Origin of the sequence: Streptomyces sp. NPDC057445, from assembly GCF_042802855.1 — a bacterium.
Taxonomy (GTDB): Bacteria; Actinomycetota; Actinomycetes; order Streptomycetales; family Streptomycetaceae; genus Streptomyces.
This window is the reverse complement of record NZ_JBHVDH010000002.1, coordinates 702,606-722,647: the sequence shown is the minus strand read 5'-3', so window position 1 is coordinate 722,647 and position 20,042 is coordinate 702,606. Positions and strand designations below refer to the sequence as shown.

19 protein-coding genes are annotated in these 20,042 nt (G+C 72.0%); 7 read left to right on the top strand and 12 right to left on the bottom strand.

Annotated elements, in window-relative coordinates; translation table 11 throughout:
* Positions 1–96 precede the first annotated feature (96 nt).
* Entirely contained in the window at positions 97–1,470 is a 1,374-nt protein-coding gene (locus ACFU5O_RS07950; protein ID WP_384237727.1) for a hypothetical protein, read from the bottom strand.
* A 498-nt stretch (positions 1,471–1,968) separates the two neighbouring features.
* Positions 1,969–3,399: a dihydrolipoyl dehydrogenase family protein gene (locus ACFU5O_RS07945; RefSeq protein ID WP_384237726.1), complete on the bottom strand. Its 1,431-nt coding sequence runs from the start codon at positions 3,397–3,399 to the stop codon at positions 1,969–1,971.
* Positions 3,400–3,515: 116 nt separating this feature from the next.
* Here ACFU5O_RS07945 and trxA point away from each other — a divergent pair, with 116 nt between their 5' ends.
* A complete protein-coding gene (trxA, locus tag ACFU5O_RS07940) occupies positions 3,516–3,884 on the top strand; it encodes a thioredoxin (protein WP_384237724.1) in 369 nt (122 codons plus the stop codon).
* 57 nt (positions 3,885–3,941) lie between these two features.
* On the opposite strand, the gene ACFU5O_RS07935 is transcribed toward trxA, so the two are convergent.
* The 6 genes from ACFU5O_RS07935 to ACFU5O_RS07910 all read right to left on the bottom strand — a co-directional run bounded on the left by ACFU5O_RS07935 (position 3,942) and on the right by ACFU5O_RS07910 (position 10,208).
* Complete coding sequence (locus ACFU5O_RS07935; RefSeq protein WP_384237722.1) at positions 3,942–5,378, bottom strand: aldehyde dehydrogenase family protein; 1,437 nt, start codon at positions 5,376–5,378, stop codon at positions 3,942–3,944.
* A 224-nt stretch (positions 5,379–5,602) separates the two neighbouring features.
* Entirely contained in the window at positions 5,603–5,869 is a 267-nt protein-coding gene (locus tag ACFU5O_RS07930; protein WP_384237720.1) for a hypothetical protein, read from the bottom strand.
* Between the two features lie 68 nt (positions 5,870–5,937).
* Positions 5,938–6,960 carry a LacI family DNA-binding transcriptional regulator gene (locus ACFU5O_RS07925; protein ID WP_384237719.1) on the bottom strand — a complete coding sequence of 341 codons (1,023 nt, stop codon included), beginning with the start codon at positions 6,958–6,960 and terminating at the stop codon, positions 5,938–5,940.
* Positions 6,961–7,340: 380 nt separating this feature from the next.
* Positions 7,341–8,672: an MFS transporter gene (locus tag ACFU5O_RS07920; protein WP_384237716.1), complete on the bottom strand. Its 1,332-nt coding sequence runs from the start codon at positions 8,670–8,672 to the stop codon at positions 7,341–7,343.
* The gene (locus tag ACFU5O_RS07915; RefSeq protein WP_384237715.1) at positions 8,669–9,295 is read right to left on the bottom strand and encodes an ArsR/SmtB family transcription factor; all 627 of its coding nucleotides are present in this window, start codon (positions 9,293–9,295) and stop codon (positions 8,669–8,671) included. The genes ACFU5O_RS07920 and ACFU5O_RS07915 overlap by 4 nt, the downstream gene beginning before the upstream one ends.
* A 73-nt stretch (positions 9,296–9,368) precedes the next feature.
* A complete protein-coding gene (locus ACFU5O_RS07910; protein WP_384237713.1) occupies positions 9,369–10,208 on the bottom strand; it encodes a TIGR02452 family protein in 840 nt (279 codons plus the stop codon).
* A 136-nt stretch (positions 10,209–10,344) separates the two neighbouring features.
* Between ACFU5O_RS07910 and egtA the strand changes: the two genes are divergently transcribed.
* From egtA to egtD, 4 genes are read left to right on the top strand one after another with little or no spacing between them, the layout of a single operon-like run.
* A complete protein-coding gene (gene egtA, locus ACFU5O_RS07905; RefSeq protein WP_384237710.1) occupies positions 10,345–11,613 on the top strand; it encodes an ergothioneine biosynthesis glutamate--cysteine ligase EgtA in 1,269 nt (422 codons plus the stop codon).
* Positions 11,610–12,923 (top strand): ergothioneine biosynthesis protein EgtB, encoded by a 1,314-nt coding sequence (gene egtB / locus ACFU5O_RS07900; RefSeq protein ID WP_384237709.1) that lies wholly within the window; start codon positions 11,610–11,612, stop codon positions 12,921–12,923. The genes egtA and egtB overlap by 4 nt, the downstream gene beginning before the upstream one ends.
* Positions 12,923–13,678: an ergothioneine biosynthesis protein EgtC gene (egtC, locus tag ACFU5O_RS07895; protein ID WP_384237708.1), complete on the top strand. Its 756-nt coding sequence runs from the start codon at positions 12,923–12,925 to the stop codon at positions 13,676–13,678. Before egtB ends, egtC begins: the two co-directional genes overlap by 1 nt.
* Entirely contained in the window at positions 13,675–14,637 is a 963-nt protein-coding gene (egtD, locus tag ACFU5O_RS07890) for an L-histidine N(alpha)-methyltransferase (RefSeq protein WP_384237706.1), read from the top strand. The genes egtC and egtD overlap by 4 nt, the downstream gene beginning before the upstream one ends.
* Here egtD and ACFU5O_RS07885 read toward each other — a convergent pair.
* The 3 genes from ACFU5O_RS07885 to ACFU5O_RS07875 all read right to left on the bottom strand — a co-directional run bounded on the left by ACFU5O_RS07885 (position 14,532) and on the right by ACFU5O_RS07875 (position 17,922).
* Positions 14,532–15,455 carry a lysophospholipid acyltransferase family protein gene (locus ACFU5O_RS07885; RefSeq protein WP_384237705.1) on the bottom strand — a complete coding sequence of 308 codons (924 nt, stop codon included), beginning with the start codon at positions 15,453–15,455 and terminating at the stop codon, positions 14,532–14,534. The genes egtD and ACFU5O_RS07885 overlap by 106 nt on opposite strands.
* Positions 15,452–16,228: a GNAT family N-acetyltransferase gene (locus ACFU5O_RS07880; RefSeq protein ID WP_384237702.1), complete on the bottom strand. Its 777-nt coding sequence runs from the start codon at positions 16,226–16,228 to the stop codon at positions 15,452–15,454. Before ACFU5O_RS07880 ends, ACFU5O_RS07885 begins: the two co-directional genes overlap by 4 nt.
* A gap of 443 nt (positions 16,229–16,671) precedes the next feature.
* Positions 16,672–17,922, bottom strand: a complete 1,251-nt coding sequence (locus ACFU5O_RS07875; RefSeq protein WP_384237701.1) for an extracellular solute-binding protein — start codon at positions 17,920–17,922, stop codon at positions 16,672–16,674.
* Positions 17,923–18,108: 186 nt separating this feature from the next.
* Between ACFU5O_RS07875 and ACFU5O_RS07870 the strand changes: the two genes are divergently transcribed.
* Positions 18,109–18,318, top strand: a complete 210-nt coding sequence (locus ACFU5O_RS07870) for a dodecin (protein ID WP_384237699.1) — start codon at positions 18,109–18,111, stop codon at positions 18,316–18,318.
* Positions 18,319–18,397: 79 nt separating this feature from the next.
* On the opposite strand, the gene ACFU5O_RS07865 is transcribed toward ACFU5O_RS07870, so the two are convergent.
* Positions 18,398–18,895 (bottom strand): hypothetical protein, encoded by a 498-nt coding sequence (locus ACFU5O_RS07865; RefSeq protein ID WP_384237696.1) that lies wholly within the window; start codon positions 18,893–18,895, stop codon positions 18,398–18,400.
* Between the two features lie 121 nt (positions 18,896–19,016).
* On the opposite strand from ACFU5O_RS07865, the gene ACFU5O_RS07860 reads away from it, so the two are divergent.
* A complete protein-coding gene (locus ACFU5O_RS07860) occupies positions 19,017–20,039 on the top strand; it encodes an MsnO8 family LLM class oxidoreductase (RefSeq protein ID WP_384237694.1) in 1,023 nt (340 codons plus the stop codon).
* Positions 20,040–20,042 lie beyond the last annotated feature (3 nt).

Sequence of the window (20,042 nt, the reverse complement as noted above, 5' to 3'; positions counted from 1 at the left end):
TCTTCGACCTCGTCGACTACGGCGTCGTCGGCGACCTCTTCCAGGTCCTCCCCCAGCTCACCGACGAGATCACCACCCGCAAGGGCTGAACCCGGGTCATGAGGCGGACAGGCCCGGCGGGTTCGCTCCCCGCCGCGGTCCGTCCGCCTCGCCCTCGTGCGCGTCCGCCGCGAGGAAATCCACCACCGCCATCGCGAAGAGCCACACGAGCGCGATGCCGACGACGACCCAGCCCGTGGGATAGCTCCACAGGATGAACGCCAGTACCGCGGCGGCGACGAGCACCCAGATGATCCACTTGTGGTGCAGGCGGACGAACGGGCCGACCGGGCCCGTGCGCAGGCCCGCGCGGTCGGCCGTGGAGCGGACAGCCGTGATACCGGAGTGCCACAGCCCCCGTACGAGCGTGGCCGCCCGTCCCGGGCCCGACAGCCATGCGGCCAGCGCGATCACCACGCCGAGCACGGCGACCATCCGCACGGACGTCCGCAGAAAGCGCGTCAGCGCGTCGTAGACGGACTCCGCCGCGGGCTGCGAGACGCTGTCCGGAAGCGCGTTCAGATACACCACGCGGAAGACGGTCAGTCCGAAACCCAGAACCAGCGCGGCGAAGGCGACCCCGAGCGCGGCGATCACGAGCGTGCGCCTGCGGTTCACGGCGAGCAGAACGCCGGCGGCGACCAGCACGACGGCGAGCACCGGCAGCCAGAACCCGGCGATCTGGAGCAGCCGGAAGGCGGTCTTGACCTTGCCGATGTGGTCGGCCCGCAGGATCGTGAAGTCGGTGTGGATCTCGGGGATCCTTGCGGCCACCGTCATCCCGTCGTCGACGAGCCGCTGTTTGACCTGGTCGATGACCGGTGCCAGGTCGATCGTCACGGAGTTGTTGTTGATCTTCACCGCACCGTCGCCGCTGCCGGTCAGGGCCTTGTCCACCGCAGCGTGGACTCTGCGGTTGGCGTCGGTCCAGATCTTCGCGAAGGTCTCAGAGGCGAGGATCTCCTCCGCCTTGTCGTGCACGAAGCTGCGGACCGCGTTCTCGATCGCGCCGCCGACCTTGCCCAGCGCCTTCTCCAGAAGGGGCCGGTCCGCGGGTGCCGCGTCCTCCAGGAGGGTCGGCACATCGATGTGTTCCATCAGTGCGTTCGTGACGCGGTTGGCCGCGGCCGTCTGGATGTCGGGGTCGGAGGCAAGGGGCGCGACCGTGTCGACGTACCGGTCGGTGTTGCCCACCTCCTGCGACGTCCACGCGGCGACAAGGGCCAGAGGTACGAGGACGCAGCCGATGACGATGAGCAGCGCCGCGAAGAAGGACCTCGTCCGGTGCGGATGCGCGCGTGGCGGCCCGGCGGTCTCGAGCGCCGCGATGCGCGAGCGCAACTGGTCGAGCTCGGCGCGGCCGTCGTCCGCGCCCGGCGCCCGGGCGTGCTCCGAGCCCTCGTCAGGGCCCGGTGCTCCGTTGTCCGGCATGGCAGGTCCTCCCACGTAGGTATGGGTGGTGCCAGCAGACCCGCTGCGCGGGACACACGCGAGTCCGGACGGGCCAAACGTGTGCATCGTGCCCATGTGCCGGGTGGTGGCCGCGTCAGTGGTGAGGTGCGCCGGACGCGCGGGTAGGCCGGTTCCCTGGATCCCTGGATCCCTGGATTCCCGGTTCTCCGCGCGTCAGAAGCGATCACGACGGGACGGGAGCCGCATCGTGGCCGAGTCGGCACGATCGAACTCTCCCCCGCGGACGACGAGTCCGTGGTCGGTCGTCCGTGGTCGGTCGTCCGTGGTCGGTGGTCCGTGGTCGGTGGTCCGTGGTCGGTGGTCCGTGGTCAACCGGGTGGTCGCCGACCCCCGCAGATGGGCTCCGCCGCAGCCGGACCGCGCGGCGACCGCACGGCGACGGGCCGCCGCCACTCCTCAAGGAGTCGCGGCGGCCCGCTTCCGGGTGACGGGGCGTGACCCGCAGGGCGGCGGGCACTACCCCCGGTACTTCTCCAGCAGCCGCAGCCATACCTCGCTGATCGTCGGATACGCCGGGACCGCGTGCCACAGCCTGTCGATCGGGACCTCGCCCGCGACCGCGATCGTCGCCGAGTGGAGCAGTTCGCCCACGCCCGGTCCGACGAAGGTGACCCCGAGCAGGACCTCCCGTTCCAGATCGACGACCATGCGCGCACGGCCTCGGTAGTTGTCGACGTAGAGTCCGGCCCCGGCGACGGCGCCCAGGTCGTGGTCGACCGCGCGCACACGGCGTCCCGACGCCTCTGCCTCGGCGAGGGACAGGCCGACGGCCGCCACCTCCGGGTCGGTGAAGACGACCTGCGGCACGGCGTCGTGGTCGGCCGTTGCCGAGTGCGCGCCCCAGCGGTCCGTCTCCAGCAGCGGGACGTGCTGCGCCCGGGCGGAGATCGCGGCGCCCGCGATGCGCGCCTGGTACTTGCCCTGATGCGTCAGGAGCGCGCGCCGGTTGATGTCGCCGACGGCGTACAGCCACTCCGAGCCCTGGACCCGGCAACTGTCGTCGACCCGGAGCCAGGAGCCCGGCTCCAGGCCCACCGTCTCCAGGCCGATGTCGTCGGTGCGCGGGGCCCTTCCGGTGGCGAAGAGGACTTCGTCGGCATGGATCAGCTCACCGTCCTCGAGGACCACGGTGACCGGACCACTGCCCCCGTCGCGTCGCACGGCGGCCACGGAGACGCCCGTACGGACCGTCGCACCGGCCTCGGTGAGCGCTTCGGCGACGTACTCGCCGACGAACGGCTCCATCTTCGGCAGCAGTCCCTCGCCCCGCACCAGCATGGTGACCTGCGAGCCGAGGCCCTGCCAGGCGGTGGCCATCTCGGTGCCGACCACTCCCCCGCCGACGACCACGAGGCGCCCCGGCACGGCGTGCGCGCTGGTCGCCTCCCGGCTGGTCCATGCCCTGGCCCCGGCGAGCCCGGGCAGGTCCGGCAGGAGGGCCCTGCTGCCGGTGCACACGGCCACGGCGTGCCGTGCGGTCAGCACATGCCGCTCGCCCTCCGGGCCCTTGACGACGACCTTCCGGGGGCCGTGCAGACTGCCGTGGCCGCGGTACAGGCGGGCGCCGATCGAGTCCAGCCACGCGACCTGGCCGTCGTCCTTCCAGTGCGCCGCGAACTCGTCCCTGTGGGCCAGTACGGCTTCCGCGTCCAGCGGGCCCTGCACGGCATGGCGCACGCCCGGGACTCTCATCGCATCGGCGCGGGTGATGACGGGGCGCAGCAGTGCCTTGCTCGGCATACAGGCCCAGTACGAGCATTCGCCGCCGACGAGTTCGCTCTCCACCACGGCCGTACTCAGCCCGGCGGCTCTTGTCCTGTCCGCCACGTTCTCGCCGGTCGGCCCGGCCCCCAGCACCACTACGTCGTACTCCACGGCTTCCGTCATACGCACAGTCTGGTGCCACGTGTGCGCCGTGGCCACATGGGCAGGTGGAATACGGCCGCCCCCTCAACGGTTGACCGGGGCGGGTCCGGACGGACACCAGGAAGAGGTAGGAAGCAATGAGCACTGTCGAGCTCACCAAGGAAAACTTCGATCAGGTCGTGACCGACAACGACTTCGTCCTGATCGACTTCTGGGCTTCCTGGTGTGGTCCGTGCCGCCAGTTCGCCCCGGTCTTCGAGAAGGCGTCCGAGCGCCACCCCGACCTCGTCTTCGCCAAGGTGGACACCGAGGCCCAGCAGGAGCTGGCCGCGGCGTTCGAGATCCGGTCGATTCCGACGCTCATGATCGTCCGTGACAACGTCGCCGTCTTCGCCCAGCCCGGGGCGCTGCCGGAGCCCGTGCTGGAGGACGTCATCGGCCAGGCGCGAGGCCTGGACATGGACGAGGTCCGCAAGTCCATCGAGGACACGCAGCAGACGCAGTGAACCGTCCGGGACGGGCCCGGGCGCCGGAGACAGTGCGGCGGCCCGGGCCTTCGTCCGTCAGAAAGGGTGACCGACGGCTTCGCGGCGTACGGTCGTCCAGCGCAGCTCCGTGAACGCCGCCAGGTTGGCCTCGCCCCCGAAGCGCGCGCCGGTGCCCGACGCGGCGACGCCGCCGAACGGAGCGACCGCCTCGTCGTTGACCGTCTGGTCGTTGATATGGGCGATGCCCTTGGGAATCCGGTCGGCGAGTTCCAGGCCCAGTGCGGTGTCCCGGGTGATGATCCCCAGCGAGAGGCCGTAGGGACCGGCCGACGCGAGCCCCGCGGCCTCTTCCGTCGTGCTGAACGGGCGGACCGGTGCGACCGGGCCGAAGACCTCCTCCGTGTAGGCGGGGGTCCGGTCGTCGACGCCTGCGAGAACGGTGGGGCGGTAGAACAGGTCGTGGTGCTTGCCACCGGCGGCGAGCACCGCGCCGCGGGCTGTGCTCGCCTCCACGAGACCGTGGATCCGGGTGAGCTGACCGCGGTCGATGACCGGGCCGAGATGGACCCGGTCGCGATGCGGATCGCCGACGGTGAGCGAGTCCGCCTTGGCTGCGAGCCGCTCGACGTAGTCGTCGTACAGCGAGGCATGGACGAGATGGCGGCCGGTGGTCATGCAGATCTGGCCCTGGTGGAAGAAGGAGCCCCAGGAGGCCTGGGCAACCGCGGCCTCGACGTCGGCGTCCTCCAGGACCACGAGGGCGGAGTTGCCGCCGAGTTCGAGATGGGCGCGCTTGAGGTGGCGGCCCGCCGCCTCGCCGACGGCCCGGCCCACGGCGGTCGAGCCGGTGAAGGAGATCACGGGTACGCCGGGTTCCGCGACGAGCGCCTGGCCCGTGCCGGCGCCGCCCGGCAGGACGTGCAGCAGATGCTCGGGGAGCCCGGCCTCCGCGAACACGGCGGCGAGGGCGAGGCCGCCGCAGACCGCGGTGCGCGGATCGGGCTTCAGCAGCGCGGCGTTGCCGAGCGCGAGGGCCGGGGCGACGGAACGTACGGCGAGGATCAGCGGGGCGTTGAACGGCGCGATCACCCCGACGATGCCCGCCGGGACGCGGCGGGTCCATGACAGCCGGGGCTGCTCGCTGGGGAGCGTCTGACCGGTCGGGCGGGTGGCGAGTGCGGCGGCCTCGTAGCACTCCTGGGCGGCGACATGCAGCTCGAAGTCCGCCTTCCCGGGGATCGAACCGGACTCGCGGACCAGCCATTCGCGCAGTTCGTCGGCGTACTCGCAGAAGAGGTCCCCGGCCCGGCGGAGCACGGCGGCCCGCACGAGGTGCGGAGTCCGCGCCCATGCGGCCTGGGCCGCGACGGCGGACTGCGCGGCGACGGACACGTCCTCGGACGTGGCGAGGTGCACGGAGCCGAGCGACTCCCCGGTGGCAGGCTGGACGACTTCCGACTCGCCTCCCGACAGTCTGACGGGCTGCCACGTCTTGGGATCGAGCAGGGACATGAAGGCGCTCCAGTCGCTCGGTTTCACTACGGCGGGCTTCACTCGGTTCCGCCGAGTTGCACGTGCAGGTCGTACCCATGGGGAACGCACCGCCGACGGTCCGGCGGTGCGTCAACGACCGTGCCGGACAGGCACGCCTGCGGGGAAGGCGAGGGTCTCCGGGCGGTGCGGGGGCGCCGGTCGCGTCCCCGTGCCCGCCGGTGCCGTCGGCCCGTCCGGTGTCGTCAGTTGGTGTAGTCGGAGACCAGCGCGGTCAGGCCGTAGTCCAGTTCCGAGCCGTCCACGAGCAGCGCCTCCACCGTGCGGGTCGCCGGGTCGATGTCGGCCACGATGCCGTGACCGGCATAGCGCGGATAGCCGGACGCGCCCGTCTCGCCGGTGTACTCGACCGTCGCGGAGCGCACCGCGCTGTCCTCCACCCTTGCGCCGGAGCGGTCCTCGACGTGCGCGGGCACCAGCAGGATCTCGAAGTGCCGCGGAACTGTGCTCATGCCATGACGCTAGCCACGCGCCGTCGTGGGCGCATGTCAGGTGGTCCGGGCCCGCACACGCACTCCGCTCATGTGGACTCCCGCCGGACGACCTGGGCCCCCATCAGCTCCTGCCGTCCGGGGATGCCGCCCGGATCGCGCACGGCGCGGTCGACCAGCTCGGCCAGATGCTGCCCGGTGACCATGTCGATCCGGACCGTGCTGAGCCGGGGCCTCAGCAGCCGGCCGAGCAGCCGATCGTCGGCACCGATCACGGCGGTCTCGTCCGGGATGCCGATCCCCGCGTCCTGGAGGGCCCGCATCAGGAGCATGGCGTACTCGTCGTTGTACGCGTACACGGCATCCAGGCCGAGGTCCCTCCAGCGCCCCGCGAGCGCCTCCGCCGCGCCCTCGTCGTAGGCGAGCGGGATCGGTCTGACCGTTGCGCCGAGCGGTTCCGCGCTCTCCCGTACGCCCGCCAGCCGGCGCTCGGAGGAGAGGACGAGCCCCTGCTCCTCGGGCATGATCACACCGATCCGGCGGTGGCCACGATCCAGCAGGTGTTCCGCCACGCGGGCGCCGACCTGCCGCTGGTCCATCACCAGCGAGTGGGCGCCCTGGACGTACTGCGGGCCGAGGGTCAGCACCGCTTTCGCACCGGAGCGTTTGAGCACCCCGACGCCCCGGGGGCTGAGCGCGGTCTCGCCGAGCGACACGACGGCGACGGGGCGCAGCTCCGCCCAGGCGCGGGCCGCGGCGTCACCGTCCAGGCCGAGGCTGCCGTACTGCACGACGGTGTAGTCGAGGCGCCGCAGCGCCCACTGGAGTTCATCGATGAAACGGCCGCAGAGCGGGCCGACCGGGATGTGCGCGGTGGGCAGCAGCACGATGCGGCTGTGTCCGGCGCGCAGACTGCGGGCCGCGGCATGGGGTACATACCCCAGTTCTTCGGCGGCCTCGCGCACCCGGCGGCGGGTGGGTTCGCTGATGCGTACCGCCGAGGTGTTGTTGAGCACGTACGAAACGGTGGCCCGGGAGACTCCGGCAAGCCGGGCGACATCGGCACTGGTGGGAACGGAGCGTTCTGCTGACTGTCTGGGTGTCTGGCTCATCGCGCTCGGCATCCTTCCAGACACGCCGTGCAACGATGGTGCTTCCGGCTGCCGGATGGCCTGAATTGAACGCCGCCCGCCGAGTGTGCGGGCCGTCCGCCGGACCGGCGCATCCGCGGGGTCCTGTCGGGCGGTCCGTCCGGCGGCTCGTGCCCCGGAGCCGTGCGTCCGGTCATGCATTGCGTTGGCGAACGGCGCCCGGCGCCCGGGCCGGCCGCGATGGACAACCGCCGGACGCTGCCCGGCGTCACGCACTGCGTCGGCCCCCGCACCGGCCGTGTGCGCTTTCGGCGTGATCGTGGCGGTCGGCCGGCCCGCTCCCCGCGGGGCGGGAGGGCGCAGCGGCGTGGGCCGCGGCCCTCCGGGCGGTGTGCGGCGTGTCAGGGCGCCGCGGCCGTGGACGACGGCACCTCGACCGCCACGGGTTCGGGGGTGGCGGGCCGGGGACGGCGGATCCACAGCAGTGCTCCGGCCAGCAGGACGGTTCCGCCGAGCAGCCAGGGCAGCGGTCCCGCGGGCAGCCGGCCGGCGACCAGACCGATGAGGGCGCCGATGAGTTGGAGGGCCAGGGACTGTACGGACAGGGCGGTGGCCCGGCCCGCGCTCTCGACGCGGCGGTGCAGCAGTTCGTTCTCGCTCGGGCCTGCCGCACCGATGCCGAGATAGATCAGCCCGTAGCCGGTGGCGGCGAGCACCAGGGCGGCCGGGCCGGTCCACAGGACCGTGACGCCGAGCAGCAGCAGGCCCGTTGCGCTCAGCCCGAGCGCCGCAAGGAGGGCGCGCTCGCTGCTCCCCGCCCGGCGGACGGCGAACGGCGCCGCGTGGCTGCCGACGGCCGTGCAGACGAAGCCCGCGCAGGCCAGGGACGCGAAGAGTACGGCGCCGGACTCGGGCGCACCGGTCAGCGCGGCGGCACGGCCCGGGGTGAGGAGTTCGACGACGCCCAGGGCGGCCCCGGCCGCGCCGGCGGTGAGCACCACCCGGCGCACGACGAAGTCCCCCGCGCCCAGCCGCAGCCCGCCGAGCACGGTGGCAGGGACGCCGCGCAGCACGTCGCGCAGGGCGGCGCGGGCCCGGGGCGGCTCGGGCAGCCGGGTGAGGACGTACGTCACGAAGACGAGTCCGACGGCCGCGCCGAACAACGGCGGTACGGAGAGCGGAAGTACGAGCCCGGAAGTCGCTGCGCCCAGCCACGCGCCCCGGTCCGGTCCGAGGCCGAGGAGCCAGGGCAGCGCGCCGCCCGCGAGGGTGCCGGCCGCGAGTGCGGCGGCGGCCGCGCTCCCGGCGCGGGCCAGTCCGGTGTGCAGTTCGGCGCCGGGGCCGGAGTGGGCCTGCACGGTGTCGACGTACCAGGCCTCGGCGGGTCCGCTGGACAGGGCGCGGCCGGAGCCCATGAGGAACATCGCGAGCGCGAGTGTCCAGACGCCGGTGCCCAGGGCGAGGAGGACGAGCGCGGTCAGATTGAGGACGCCGGCGGCGGCCAGCACGGGACGGCGGCCGATGACGTCGGAGAGTCCGCCGGTGGGCAGCTCCAGTGCGGCGACGGTGAGCGAGTGCACGGCGAACAGCGAGGTGATGGTGGCGAGGCTCATGCCGCGCTCGCCGATGAGCAGGACCTGTGACGGTATGTACAGGCCCACGGGCAGCCAGAAGAGGAAGGTGACGGCGGCGAAGCGGCGGCGGGCGGTGCGGGGGTCCAGCGGCGCGCTCACCGCGCGTCGTCCTCACCGGCAGCCTCGCCACGCGGGGCGACGGGCAGTCCGGCCCACAGCAGGACGACCTGCTCGGCGCGTGGGTCGTCCGCGTCACGCGCCACGAGCTCCTCCGCCTTTCCTTCGACCTTCTCTTCGAGCCACTCCCACAACTCGGCCAGGGACTCCGGCGTCAGGCGCAGCACCAGATCGGTCATGCCCGACGGCTCGGTCCACTCGGGGCCGAGGCGCCCCGCGGTCACGTCCTCCTCATGCTGGGCCAGCGTCCGTTCGAGGTGAGCGAGCTGCGCCCGGCGCGCGACGCCGACGAAAGTCCGGCTGGTGTCCGACGCCCCCATGGCTTCGTTGCTCCACGAGGTGACGTCATGCACCGCCCGCCAGCGGCGCTCGCGCCCGTCCCGCTGCTCCGCCTCGGCGATGAACGCGTACTTGGCCAGCACTCTGAGGTGATAGCTCGTGGAGGCGGAGGACTCGCCCGTGCGCACGGCGAGTTCGCTGGCCGTGGCGGGGCCGTCCATCCGGAGCATTCCCAGGAGCCGGATGCGCAAGGGGTGGGTGAGGGCTTTCAGGGCCGCGGCGTCGTGCTCCGGGTCGAGGACGCGCTTGCGCTCTTGGCTGACCATGGCGGCAGCATAGAGCGGATCAAGGACTTTCCAAAAGTTCTTTTGCAGAACTTCTTTGGGGAAGTCCCGGGGGTCATGGAGTACCGGCCGCACCCTTGGGGAACACCGCCCGGAACGCTCCCAGCGTGCGTTGCTCCCGCGTGCGGTCCAGGACCGCGAAGACGATCTCGTCGAAATGCCCGCCGAACCGCCCTTCGCCGCCGAGCAGCGCACGGAACGCCTCCGCGACCCGCGCCGGATCGTTGCGGAAGACCCCGCACCCCCAGGCACCGAGCACCAGCCGCCGGTAGCCGGCCGCGGCGGCCGTCTCGAGGACCCGCTCGGCGCGTGAGGCGAGCGCGGCCGGTATGCGGGCGGCCTCGCCCGGCGTACGGCTGACGATCACGCCCGCGTTCGGCGCGGGGGACGTCAGGAACCCGACCGTGTACGGGGTGTCGAGCAGGCTGCCGCGGTCGTCGCGGAAGACCGGCACACCGGGAGAGTGGATCACCCGGTCGGAGTAGAACGGGCTACGGTCGGAGCGGTGGTGCGCATAGAACTCCGGGGCGTGCAGCAGCGTGGCATGGAGCGCGGAGGCCCGGCAGAGCGCCTTTTCCTGGGCCTGCGCCCCGTTGAGGTAGCCGCCGCCGGGATTGCGGGCAGAGGCGAAGTTCAGGACCGCGACCGGCCCGGGATCCCGGGCCGTCATCCGCCGCGCGGCCTCCAGGCTGCTCTCCCCCGTGACCTCGCATAGGCTGAAACGGTCCGTGTCGGCGATCACCGGCATGGGCTCGGGCCCGAACATCTGTGTCCCCTCGACCGCGGCGGACAGTTCCCCGCCGATCGTCACCATGTGGCCGCCCGGCGCCCGGTAGCGACCCGCCTCGACGATCTCCTGGGTCTGTCGTGCCATCCCCCGCAAACGTGCACTCATGCCCGGAATCCTGAGCGATCAAGCACGGTGACGGCAAAGCAATTACGTCTCCCTTACGCCCCGCAGGGGCACTCTTGTGCGAAGCATCGACAGTGGCTTTAGGTGGACGGAACGTCTGCGACAGGAGGAGTCGACCATGGCAGCACCCGGGTTCGGGGGCAGCGACCCGCCGCTCACCGAGGACGACGCCGAAGATCTGCTTCGATGTATCTGCTTCAAGACGGGCCCGCCCCGCAAGATCGGGGTCGAAGTCGAATGGCTCGTACACGAACTGCACCACCCCACGCTGTCCGTCGCACCCACCCGGCTCGACCGGGCGTTCGCCGGGCTGCGGGACCTCCCGCTGGCCTCCGCGCTGACCTTCGAGCCCGGCGGTCAGCTGGAGCTCAGCTCGCCGCCCGCCGCGTCCCTGATGGAGTGCATCGACACCACAGCGGCGGACCTCACGGCCGTCCGGACCGCGTTGCGGGCATCCGGACTCACTCTGACCGGCTTCGGTCACGATCCCTGGCATCCTCCGCGCCGGCTCCTGCGCGAGCCCCGGTACGACGCCATGGAGGCCAGCCTCGACCGCACGGGCCCCTCGGGGCGGTCCATGATGTGCTCCTCCGCCTCCGTCCAGGTGTGTCTGGACGCGGGGTACGAGGAGCCGGGACCGCTGGGGCTCGGCAGACGCTGGCGCCTGGCGCATCTGCTGGGCGCGGTGCTGGTGGCGGCCTTCGCCAACTCTCCGGCGGGGGCGGGGAAAGCCACCGGCTGGCAATCGACCCGCCAGGCCCTCTGGGCGGACCTCGACCCGAGACGCGCCCTGGCGCCCGCCACGGACATGCCGCCGCGCGATGCCTGGGCGGCGCATGTACTGGACACGCCGGTGATGTGCATCCGCGCTCCGGAGGGTCCCTGGCCGGTTCCGGACGATCTCACGTTCCGTGAGTGGATACGGGCCGGGGCGCCCCGGCCGCCCACGCGCGCGGACCTCGACTACCACATCACCACGCTCTTCCCGCCCGTGCGTCCGCGCGGCCATCTCGAACTGCGCATGATCGACGCACAGCCGGGAGAGGACGGCTGGATGGTGCCGCTCGCCGTCACGACGGCGCTGTTCGACGACCCGGAGGCGGCGGAGACCGCCTACCGCACGGTCAAGCCGCTCGCCGAGATCGCCGGGCCGCTGCCCGCACCGCGCAATCCGCTCTGGACCGAGGCCGCCCGCCATGGTCTGGCCGACCCGGAACTGCACAGCGCCGCGGTCACCTGTTTCACCGTCGCGCTCGAGGCGCTGCCCCGGCTCGGGGCCTCCTCGGCCGTCCAGGACGCGGTGGCCGCGTTCCACGACCGCTATGTCCTGCAAGGCCGGTGTCCGGCCGACGACTTCTCGCTCCACCGCAAGGAGATCCGCACATGAACGAGTCACCGGTGGCGGCCGACGACGTGCTCAGGAAGCGCGCCCTGGAGGCGCTGACCACCGCTCGCGCACGTACCGCCCTGCTCACCACATGCGTCGACGACCACGAACTGACGGCACAGCACTCGCCGTTGATGTCACCGCTGGTGTGGGACCTGGCCCACATAGGCAACCAGGAGGAGCAGTGGCTCCTGCGGGCAGTCGCGGGAGCCGAGGCGATACGCCCCGAGATCGACTCGGTGTACGACGCCTTCGAGCACCCGCGCGCACAGCGGCCCACGCTGCCGCTGCTCTCCCCCGCCGAGTCCCGCGCCTACGCCTCGGACATCCGGGGCCGGGTTCTCGACGTCCTCGACAGCCATCCGCTGCACGGCGGCCCGCTGGTCGACTCGGCCTTCGCCTTCGGCATGGTCGCTCAGCATGAACAGCAGCACGACGAGACCATGCTGATCACCCATCAGCTACGGCGCGGCCCCGCGGCGCTCGACGCGCCAGAACCGCCCAGGGGCAGCATGAGCGGGCTGCCGGCCGAGGTGCTGGTTCCCGCGGGCCCGTTCACGATGGGCACCTCGGCCGAGCCCTGGGCGCTGGACAACGAGCGGCCCGCGCACGACCGCCACCTCCAGGCGTACTTCATCGACACCGCACCGGTGACCAACGGTGCCTTCGAGGCCTTCATCGCGGACGGCGGTTACACCGACGAGCGCTGGTGGGCGGCCGACGGCTGGGACCAGATCCGCAAGCACGACATCGGCGCGCCGCTGTTCTGGCGGCGCGAGGGCGGCCAGTGGCTGCGCCGCCGGTTCGGGGTGACCGAGCCGGTGCCGGAGGACGAACCCGTCCTGCACGTCAGCTGGTACGAGGCGGACGCCTACGCCCGCTGGGCGGGCCGGCGCCTGCCGACGGAGGCCGAGTGGGAGAAGGCGGCGCGGCACGACCCGGCCTCCGGGCGCTCCCGGCGCTATCCGTGGGGTGACGAGGACCCGACCCCCGTCCACGCCAATCTGGGCCAGCGGCATCTGAGGCCCGCGCCCGCCGGCGCGTACCCGGAGGGGGCCTCGCCGCTCGGCGTCCGCCAGCTGATCGGCGACGTCTGGGAGTGGACTTCGAGCGACTTCCTGCCCTACCCGGGCTTCTCCGCGTTCCCCTACCGCGAGTACTCGGAAGTGTTCTTCGGCGGCGACCACAAGGTGCTGCGAGGCGGCTCGTTCGCCGTGGACCCGGTGGCGTGCCGCGGCACGTTCCGCAACTGGGACCTGCCGGTGCGCCGGCAGATCTTCTCCGGATTCCGCACCGCCAGGGACGCCTGATGTGCCGCCACATCGCGTTCCTGGGACCCAGCACGGCGCTGGGCGAGCTGCTGGTGCGGCCGCCGCACGCGCTGCTGCGGCAGTCCTGGGCGCCGCGCCGGCAGCGGTACGGGACGGTCAACGCGGACGGTTTCGGAGTCGGCTGGTACGCGGAGGGCGACCCGGTACCGGCCCGTTACCGCCGCTCCGGGCCGGTCTGGGGCGACCAGTCCTTCGCCGACCTGGCCCGGGTGGTCCGCAGCGAGGCGCTGCTCGCGGCGGTCAGGGACGCGACAGAGGCGGGCGCGGACGGGGAGGCCGCCGCAGCGCCCTTCGCCGCCGGTCCCTGGCTGTTCAGTCACAACGGTGCCGTCAGGGGCTGGCCGGACTCGGTGGCCCTGCCCGCCGCCGGCCTGCCCGCCGCCGAGCTGCTCTCGCTCGAGGCACGGTCCGACTCCGCGCTGGTGTGGGCGCTCGTGCTGCACCGGCTGCGGGACGGCGACGAGCTGGGCCAGGCGCTCGCAGAGACCGTTCTCCAGGTCGCGGAGGCGGCCCCGGGATCGCGGCTCAATCTGCTGCTCACGGACGGCACGACGGTCACGGCGACCGCCTGGGGCGACACGCTCTGGTATCTCGCCGAGCCCGGCCGCCGCACGGTCGTGGCATCGGAGCCGTACGACGACGACCCCCACTGGTGCGAAGTACCCGACCGCACGCTGCTCGCGGCCACCCGCACCGATGTACTGCTGACCCCGCTCAAGGAGCCACTTGCGTGAGCCCGTACCAGCTGACCCGCACCCTGCCCGACGACGCCATGGCCGCCGCGTTGCGCGCCGATGTACTGCGCGGGCTGTCCCGTATGCCCAAGGAACTGCCGCCCAAGTGGTTCTACGACGCCCGCGGCAGTGAACTCTTCGAGGAGATCACACGGCTGCCCGAGTACTACCCGACCCGCGCCGAGCGGGAGATACTCATCGACCGCGCGGACGAGATCGCGTCGGTGACCGGGGCCCGCACCCTCGTGGAGCTGGGCTCCGGGTCGTCGGAGAAGACCCGGCATCTGCTGGACGCCCTGACCGGTCTGCACAGTTATGTACCGGTCGATGTCAGCGAGAGCGCTCTGGCCGGCGCCGCAGAGGCACTGCTCGCAGAGCGCCCGGGGCTGCATGTCCACGCGCTGATCGCCGACTTCACCCGCGCGATGGACCTGCCGGAGACACCGGGCCCCCGGCTGGTGGCGTTCCTGGGCGGGACGATCGGCAATCTGCTGCCCGGCGAGCGGAGCGTGTTCCTGCGTTCCGTACGCGCGATGCTGTCGCCCGGTGACGCGCTGCTGCTCGGCACGGATCTGGTGAAGGAGGAGAAGGTGCTGGTCGCGGCGTACGACGACGCGGCCGGTGTCACCGCCGAGTTCAACAGGAACGTGCTGGCCGTGATGAACCGGGAACTCGGGGCCGACTTCCGTGCGGACGACTTCGCCCATGTGGCGCGGTGGAACGCGCAGGAGGAGTGGATCGAGATGCGGCTGCGCGCCCGCGATGCGCTCACGGTGAAGATCCGGGAGCTGGATCTGGTGGTGCCGTTCGAAGCCGGTGAGGAGATCCGTACGGAGGTGTCGGCCAAGTTCCGTCAGGAAGGCGTCCGCGCCGAACTGGCGGAAGCCGGGCTGAAGCTGTCGCAGTGGTGGACGGACACGGAGGGCAGATTCGCCCTGTCGTTGTCGACGGCGGTGTGAGCGGAACTCGTGTCCGCGCCGCCGGCCACCGCGGCCTGTGCGGCGCGAGCGAGTGAGCGGCGGTCGGTGTGGCGGCCCGCGGATATCGGGGGAAGGATCCTGATCTCCGCGGTGAGCCCGCCGGCGGTCGCCACCCGCCACAGCGAAGCGGCGAGCGGATCGTCACCCACGAACGCGGCCGCGCCGACGGGTCCGTAGGTTATCCGTACCGGCTGTACGGTGGCGCCCGCGTCGATCGCCGCCTGGAACGCGGCATTGCGGAAGCGTCCCTTCTCGCGTCCGCACCAGGTGGATCCCTCGGGGAACACGATCACCCGCGCCCCGCCCCTGAGCGAGTCCGCAACGGCCCCGACGACGCCGGGCAGCGCACGCAGCCGGTCCCGGTCCACGAACAGCGTTCCGCCGAACCCGGCGAGCGGCCCGAGCACCGGCCACTGCCGCACCTCCTTCTTGGCCAGCATCCGCCCGGGGAGCACGGTGGCGACCAGCGGGATGTCCAGCCAGGAGATGTGGTTCGGGACGACGAGCGTGCCGGGTCCCGGCCAGGACCCGGCTCCCGGCGGACCGGTCTCCTCGGGGACCACGATCCGGACCCGGACGCCGAAGGCGCGGATCACCGTCCGGCACCATAGCGCCACGAGGCGTGCCCGGCCCGGCGGGCCCAGCGGGATCGCCAACGGGGAGAGAACGACGCCCGCGAGGACCGCCGCCGTCCCCGCGATCAGGCGGGCGAACGCCGTGAGACGGCCGGCCGTGGGCCACTGGGGCGTCGCACAGCCGGCCGGGGTGCAGGGTGCGGTGGGAAGCCAGGCGCTCATTTCACCGGCGCCAGTGAGAGGAAGTGGCGGAGGTAGCGGGGGTTGGTGCGGCGCAGCGACAGCAGCACGTACAGGTCGGCGACTCCGAAGTCGGGGTCGTGGGCCGGCGCGCCGCAGACCCAGGCGCCGAGCCGGAGGTAGCCGCGCAGCAGCGGGGGAAGCTCGGTACGGTCCTCGGGACGGGCGATTCCGTCGGCGCTCCAGAGCTTGTGCGGGGTGACCCAGTACTCCTCGGGGGCGAGGTGCTTGGCCTTGACGGTGTCCCAGGTGGCGGCCGCGAGGGTGCCGCCGTCGGCGAGGGGGATCGAGCAGCAGCCGGACAGCCAGGTGTGGCCGGTGCGGGTCATGTAGCGGGCCAGGCCCGCCCAGATCAGCGCGATGACGGCGCCGTTGCGGTGCGCGGGGTGGACGCAGGAGCGTCCGACCTCCACCAGGTCGTCGCGGATGGGCTCGAGCCGGGCGAGGTCGAACTCGGTCTCGGAGTAGAGCCGTCCGGCGATCTTCGCCCGCTCGGGCGGCAGGACCCGGTAGGTGCCGACGACCTCGCCGGTCTCCTCGTGCCGCACGAGGATGTGGTCGCAGTACGCGTCGAACGCGTCGATGTCGAGACCGGGCTCCGGTCCCTCGATGCGGGCGCCCATCTCCCCGGCGAACACCTGGTGACGCAGCCTCTGCGCGGCGCGCACCTCGTGCTGGTCGCGGGCGAGGGAGACCACGTAGCGCGGCTCCGCGGACACGAGCGGGGCGGGGATCACGGCGGGCGATGCGGGCATGGCGGCTCTCCTCTGCGGGACGGAAGCACCGGACCGCGCCTGCGGCGGCCCGGCTCCTAACTAATTCCGTGACCGGCTGGATTCGACATGACGGGGGTGCGGAGCGCGGATGTGCGCCATCTGAATGCCGGGCAACTCAGGACGGCCTGTGGGTGGCCCCGGGGCGACTCGACCGCAATTGGTCAGCTTGTAGCATCATGATCGGAGCGGCCTCTGGGGAGGGGCTGGGGGCAAGAGGGAGACACGTCCGTGGGCACGACAGTCGAGGAAACCGTTCAACCGTGCCCGCGGTGCCGATCGCGCGGCGGGTCGTCCGGGACGGGTTCGGCGACTGACCGTCGTCACGCCTCTGCACGCGGAGCCGGGCCGTCCGCGGACTCACGCACGCCTTCAGGGGCCGGGACGGAGGACTCGTAGCCTGCTGTCGCGGCCGGGCCCGGCGTTCAGCCGGCGAGCGTGGCGGTGATGCGGGCGGAGGCGGTCTTCGCCGCCTTCTCGGGGTCCGCTCCCTGGAGCACCGCGGTCATGTACGGCTTGATCGGGTTGTCCGCCTCGACGGCCGCCCACTCCGGCGAGTTCGGGGTGGCCCGTCCCCGCGCGGCGCCCGCCGCCATCGCCGCCGTGGCCTCGTCGCCCTCGATGGCGGATGCGAGCGTCGTCTTGTTGGGCACATAGCTCATGGTCCGCGCGAGGTCGGTCTGCCAGCGCTCTCCGGCGAGGGCCTTGACGACCTCGATCGCGGCGCCACGCTCGCGTGCCTTCTCGGGGATGATCAGATCGGAGCCGCCGGTGAAGACGGCGCCGGGTCTTCCTGCCGTCTTCCCCGGGATCGGGAAGTAGCCGAGCCTGCCCTTCAGCGCGGGGTTCGCCTTCTCGATCGCCTTCGAGGTGGACGGCGTGGCGATGATCTGGGCGACATGCCCCTGGGCGAACACCCCGGCCTGCGGCGGCGTCTGTTCGTCCGCGTTCTCCGGTCCGTCGCCGAGGGCCTGGAGCTTCTTGTAGAACTCCACGCCCCGGATCGCGGCGGGCGTGTGCAGGATCCCCTCCCAGGCGCCGCCGCGTTCGGCGGCGAGTTCCCCGCCCTCCTCCCAGATGAAGCCGGCGAGGGTGTACCAGTCCTGTCCGGAGAGGTAGATGCCCTGGTTGCCGCCGGTGTTGAGCTTCTCGGTGTCCTCGAGCCACTGCTTGCGCGACTTCGCGGGCCGGTCTATGCCCGCCCGCGTGTAGAGGTCCTTGTCGTAGATGACGACGCGGTTCGCCGCGTACCAGGGAATCCCGTACTGCGACCCGTTGATGCTGCCGGGGTCCGCGAGGCCCGGCAGCCAGTCGTCGCTCCCCAGGTCGCGGATGGACTCCAGGGTCAGGTCGAGCAGCCCGTTGCTCCGGGCGTACTGCGCGACCTGGGTGTTCCCGACCTCGATGACGTCGGGTGTCCGGTCGCCCTCCAGAGCCGCGGTGACCTTTTCGCCGATACCGGTCCAGTCCTGGAACGTCACGTCGAGTTCGACACCGGGGTGGGTGTCCTCGTAATCACTGGTGAAGCGCTCCAGGAAGTCGTCGGAGACGCTGTCCCGCATCAGCCAGACGGTGACCGTGCGCTCGCCGGAGCCGCCGCCCGGCAGCATCGCGCATCCACCCAGGGCCGCGGCGGACACGACGGCCGTCGAACAGGCCAGGAGACGGTTCTTCACGTAGGTCACCTTTGCGTGATGGCACGGAGAGTGAACCCGACGTGGGGGGAGCGAATGTTCGCGCGGGCGTTGGCTGGAGTTTGGTATATACCAATCGAGGGGTCAACCCCCGACGTCGCGCGGACCGCCCCCGGTTGGGGCACGGTGGAGAGGAACCGTCGGTACGGCGAAGAGGAGAACGGCCCCATGTCCCAGCACACCTACCGGGTCACCGAGATCGTCGGCACCTCGCACGAGGGGCTCGACCAGGCCATCCGCAACGGCATTTCCCGCGCCAAGCAGACCCTGAGGGGCCTCGACTGGTTCGAGGTGACACAGATCCGCGGGAACCTCCTGGACGGCGAGATCGACCACTACCAGGTCGGCCTGAAGGTCGGTTTCCGACTGGAGGACTGAGGGGGTCAGGGCCGGAGCTCACCCGTTCGGCCCATCGCGGGGCAGAACGTGCCCCACGACGGGCCAGGTCCACCACGGGTCAGGTACGGCCCTCGCGCTCCTGTGCGGCCTTCATGGCCTGGTATGCAGTGGCCCAGCGGGCCCGTACGACCCTGAAGCCCGCCCTTTCCGCGGCCTCGCAGACGAGCTCGTCGTCGTCGACGAGCATCCGGATCTCACGGGTGCGGCCGAGGCGGCGCAGGATCTCCAGTTTGGTGGTCCGGGCGGGACGACGGTCGTCGTTGCGGCGCATGAAGATGCGGCCCGTGGGCAGGCCGTGCCGCTCCAGCCACTCCACCGTGGCCGCGCGGCAGCGTTCGGGGCGGCCGGTGAGGTACACGACCTCGCACTCCCCGGCCGCCTCGACGGCCATGCTTACGCCCTCGGTGAGCGGTGTGTCGTCGGGGGCCGCTGCGAAGAAGCCGTCCCAGTCGCGCGGCTTGCGCTCCAGGAAGTGCTGGCGGTGACCGGTCTCGGCGATGGTCCCGTCCAGGTCGAACACGGCCAGCGGCCTGCCGCTCTGCTTCGTCTGCGTCACGTCCCCAGCCTATGGGGGCCGGTGAGCGAAGGGAGACCGGGTAGCGCAGGACCGGTGAGCGCTCAGGACCGGGGAGACGCCGTCCCGGGAATCCTGGAGTGGCGGACGCGTTGAACCCTGTGTGACCTCAGTGATCGCTTCTACCCGGTTCTCCGTGCTGGACCGCTCCCGCACCCGCGAGGGGCAGGAGGGCCCGCAGGCCCTGCGTGACTCCGTGCGCCTCGCACAGGAGGTCGAGGCGCTGGGCTACCACCGTTTCTGGGTCTCCGAGCATCACGGCGTGCCCGGCGTCGCCGGTTCCGCGCCGACGGTACTGGCGGCCGCCGTCGCGGCGGCGACCTCGGCGATCCGCGTGGGCACCGGCGGTGTGATGCTGCCCAATCACCAACCACTGGTGGTCGCCGAACAGTTCGGGGTACTCGAGTCCCTTTTCCCGGGCCGCATCGACATGGGACTCGGCCGCTCGGTCGGCTTCACGGACGGGGTCCGCAGGGCTCTGGGCCGTGACAAGGACGACGCGGAGGACTTCTCGGGGCAGCTGAGCGAGCTCCTGGGCTATTTCGAGGGCACACACCCGCGGGTGCGCGCCCGGCCCGCGGAGGGGCTGCGGGTGCCGCCGTTCGTCCTGGCCATGGGCGAGGGCGCCGGGATCGCAGCCGCGGCCGGTCTGCCGCTGGTCGCCGGGGACCTCAGAGGCCGGGAGCGGCTGCTGCGGGCCGTCGAGCGCTACCGTACGGAGTTCCGGCCCTCGCGGTGGGCCGCGGAGCCCTATGTCGTCGTGGCGGGCACGGTCGCCGTCGCCGGCAGCGAGGCGGAGGCCCGGCGGCTGCTGCTGCCGGAGGCATGGTCGATGGCGTACTCGCGTACGCACGGCACGTTCCCGCCGCTCGCGCCGGCCGCGCGGATCGAGGCGCTGACGATGACGGCGAAGGAGCGTGAGTCCTACGAGTCGGGACTGCGCGGCCAGCTGCACGGTACGGAGGATCAGGTCACGGACGCGCTGGAGGCCGTGATCAAGGAGAGCGGCGCGGACGAGGTACTGGTGACCACAAGTTCGTACGACCGCGACGCACTGCGGGACTCCTATCGGCGGCTCGCCCGGATCGCTGGGCTGACCAGCGTGGACGTCCGGGCCGCTGCCTAGAAT

Coding starts and splice junctions, on each gene's coding strand:
- ACFU5O_RS07950 (WP_384237727.1), bottom strand. CDS start 1,470: ATGCCGGACAACGGAGCACCGGGCCCTGACGAGGGCTCGGAGCACGCC.
- ACFU5O_RS07945 (WP_384237726.1), bottom strand. CDS start 3,399: ATGACGGAAGCCGTGGAGTACGACGTAGTGGTGCTGGGGGCCGGGCCG.
- trxA (WP_384237724.1), top strand. CDS start 3,516: ATGAGCACTGTCGAGCTCACCAAGGAAAACTTCGATCAGGTCGTGACC.
- ACFU5O_RS07935 (WP_384237722.1), bottom strand. CDS start 5,378: ATGTCCCTGCTCGATCCCAAGACGTGGCAGCCCGTCAGACTGTCGGGA.
- ACFU5O_RS07930 (WP_384237720.1), bottom strand. CDS start 5,869: ATGAGCACAGTTCCGCGGCACTTCGAGATCCTGCTGGTGCCCGCGCAC.
- ACFU5O_RS07925 (WP_384237719.1), bottom strand. CDS start 6,960: ATGAGCCAGACACCCAGACAGTCAGCAGAACGCTCCGTTCCCACCAGT.
- ACFU5O_RS07915 (WP_384237715.1), bottom strand. CDS start 9,295: ATGGTCAGCCAAGAGCGCAAGCGCGTCCTCGACCCGGAGCACGACGCC.
- ACFU5O_RS07910 (WP_384237713.1), bottom strand. CDS start 10,208: ATGAGTGCACGTTTGCGGGGGATGGCACGACAGACCCAGGAGATCGTC.
- egtA (WP_384237710.1), top strand. CDS start 10,345: ATGGCAGCACCCGGGTTCGGGGGCAGCGACCCGCCGCTCACCGAGGAC.
- egtB (WP_384237709.1), top strand. CDS start 11,610: ATGAACGAGTCACCGGTGGCGGCCGACGACGTGCTCAGGAAGCGCGCC.
- egtC (WP_384237708.1), top strand. CDS start 12,923: ATGTGCCGCCACATCGCGTTCCTGGGACCCAGCACGGCGCTGGGCGAG.
- ACFU5O_RS07885 (WP_384237705.1), bottom strand. CDS start 15,455: ATGAGCGCCTGGCTTCCCACCGCACCCTGCACCCCGGCCGGCTGTGCG.
- ACFU5O_RS07880 (WP_384237702.1), bottom strand. CDS start 16,228: ATGCCCGCATCGCCCGCCGTGATCCCCGCCCCGCTCGTGTCCGCGGAG.
- ACFU5O_RS07870 (WP_384237699.1), top strand. CDS start 18,109: ATGTCCCAGCACACCTACCGGGTCACCGAGATCGTCGGCACCTCGCAC.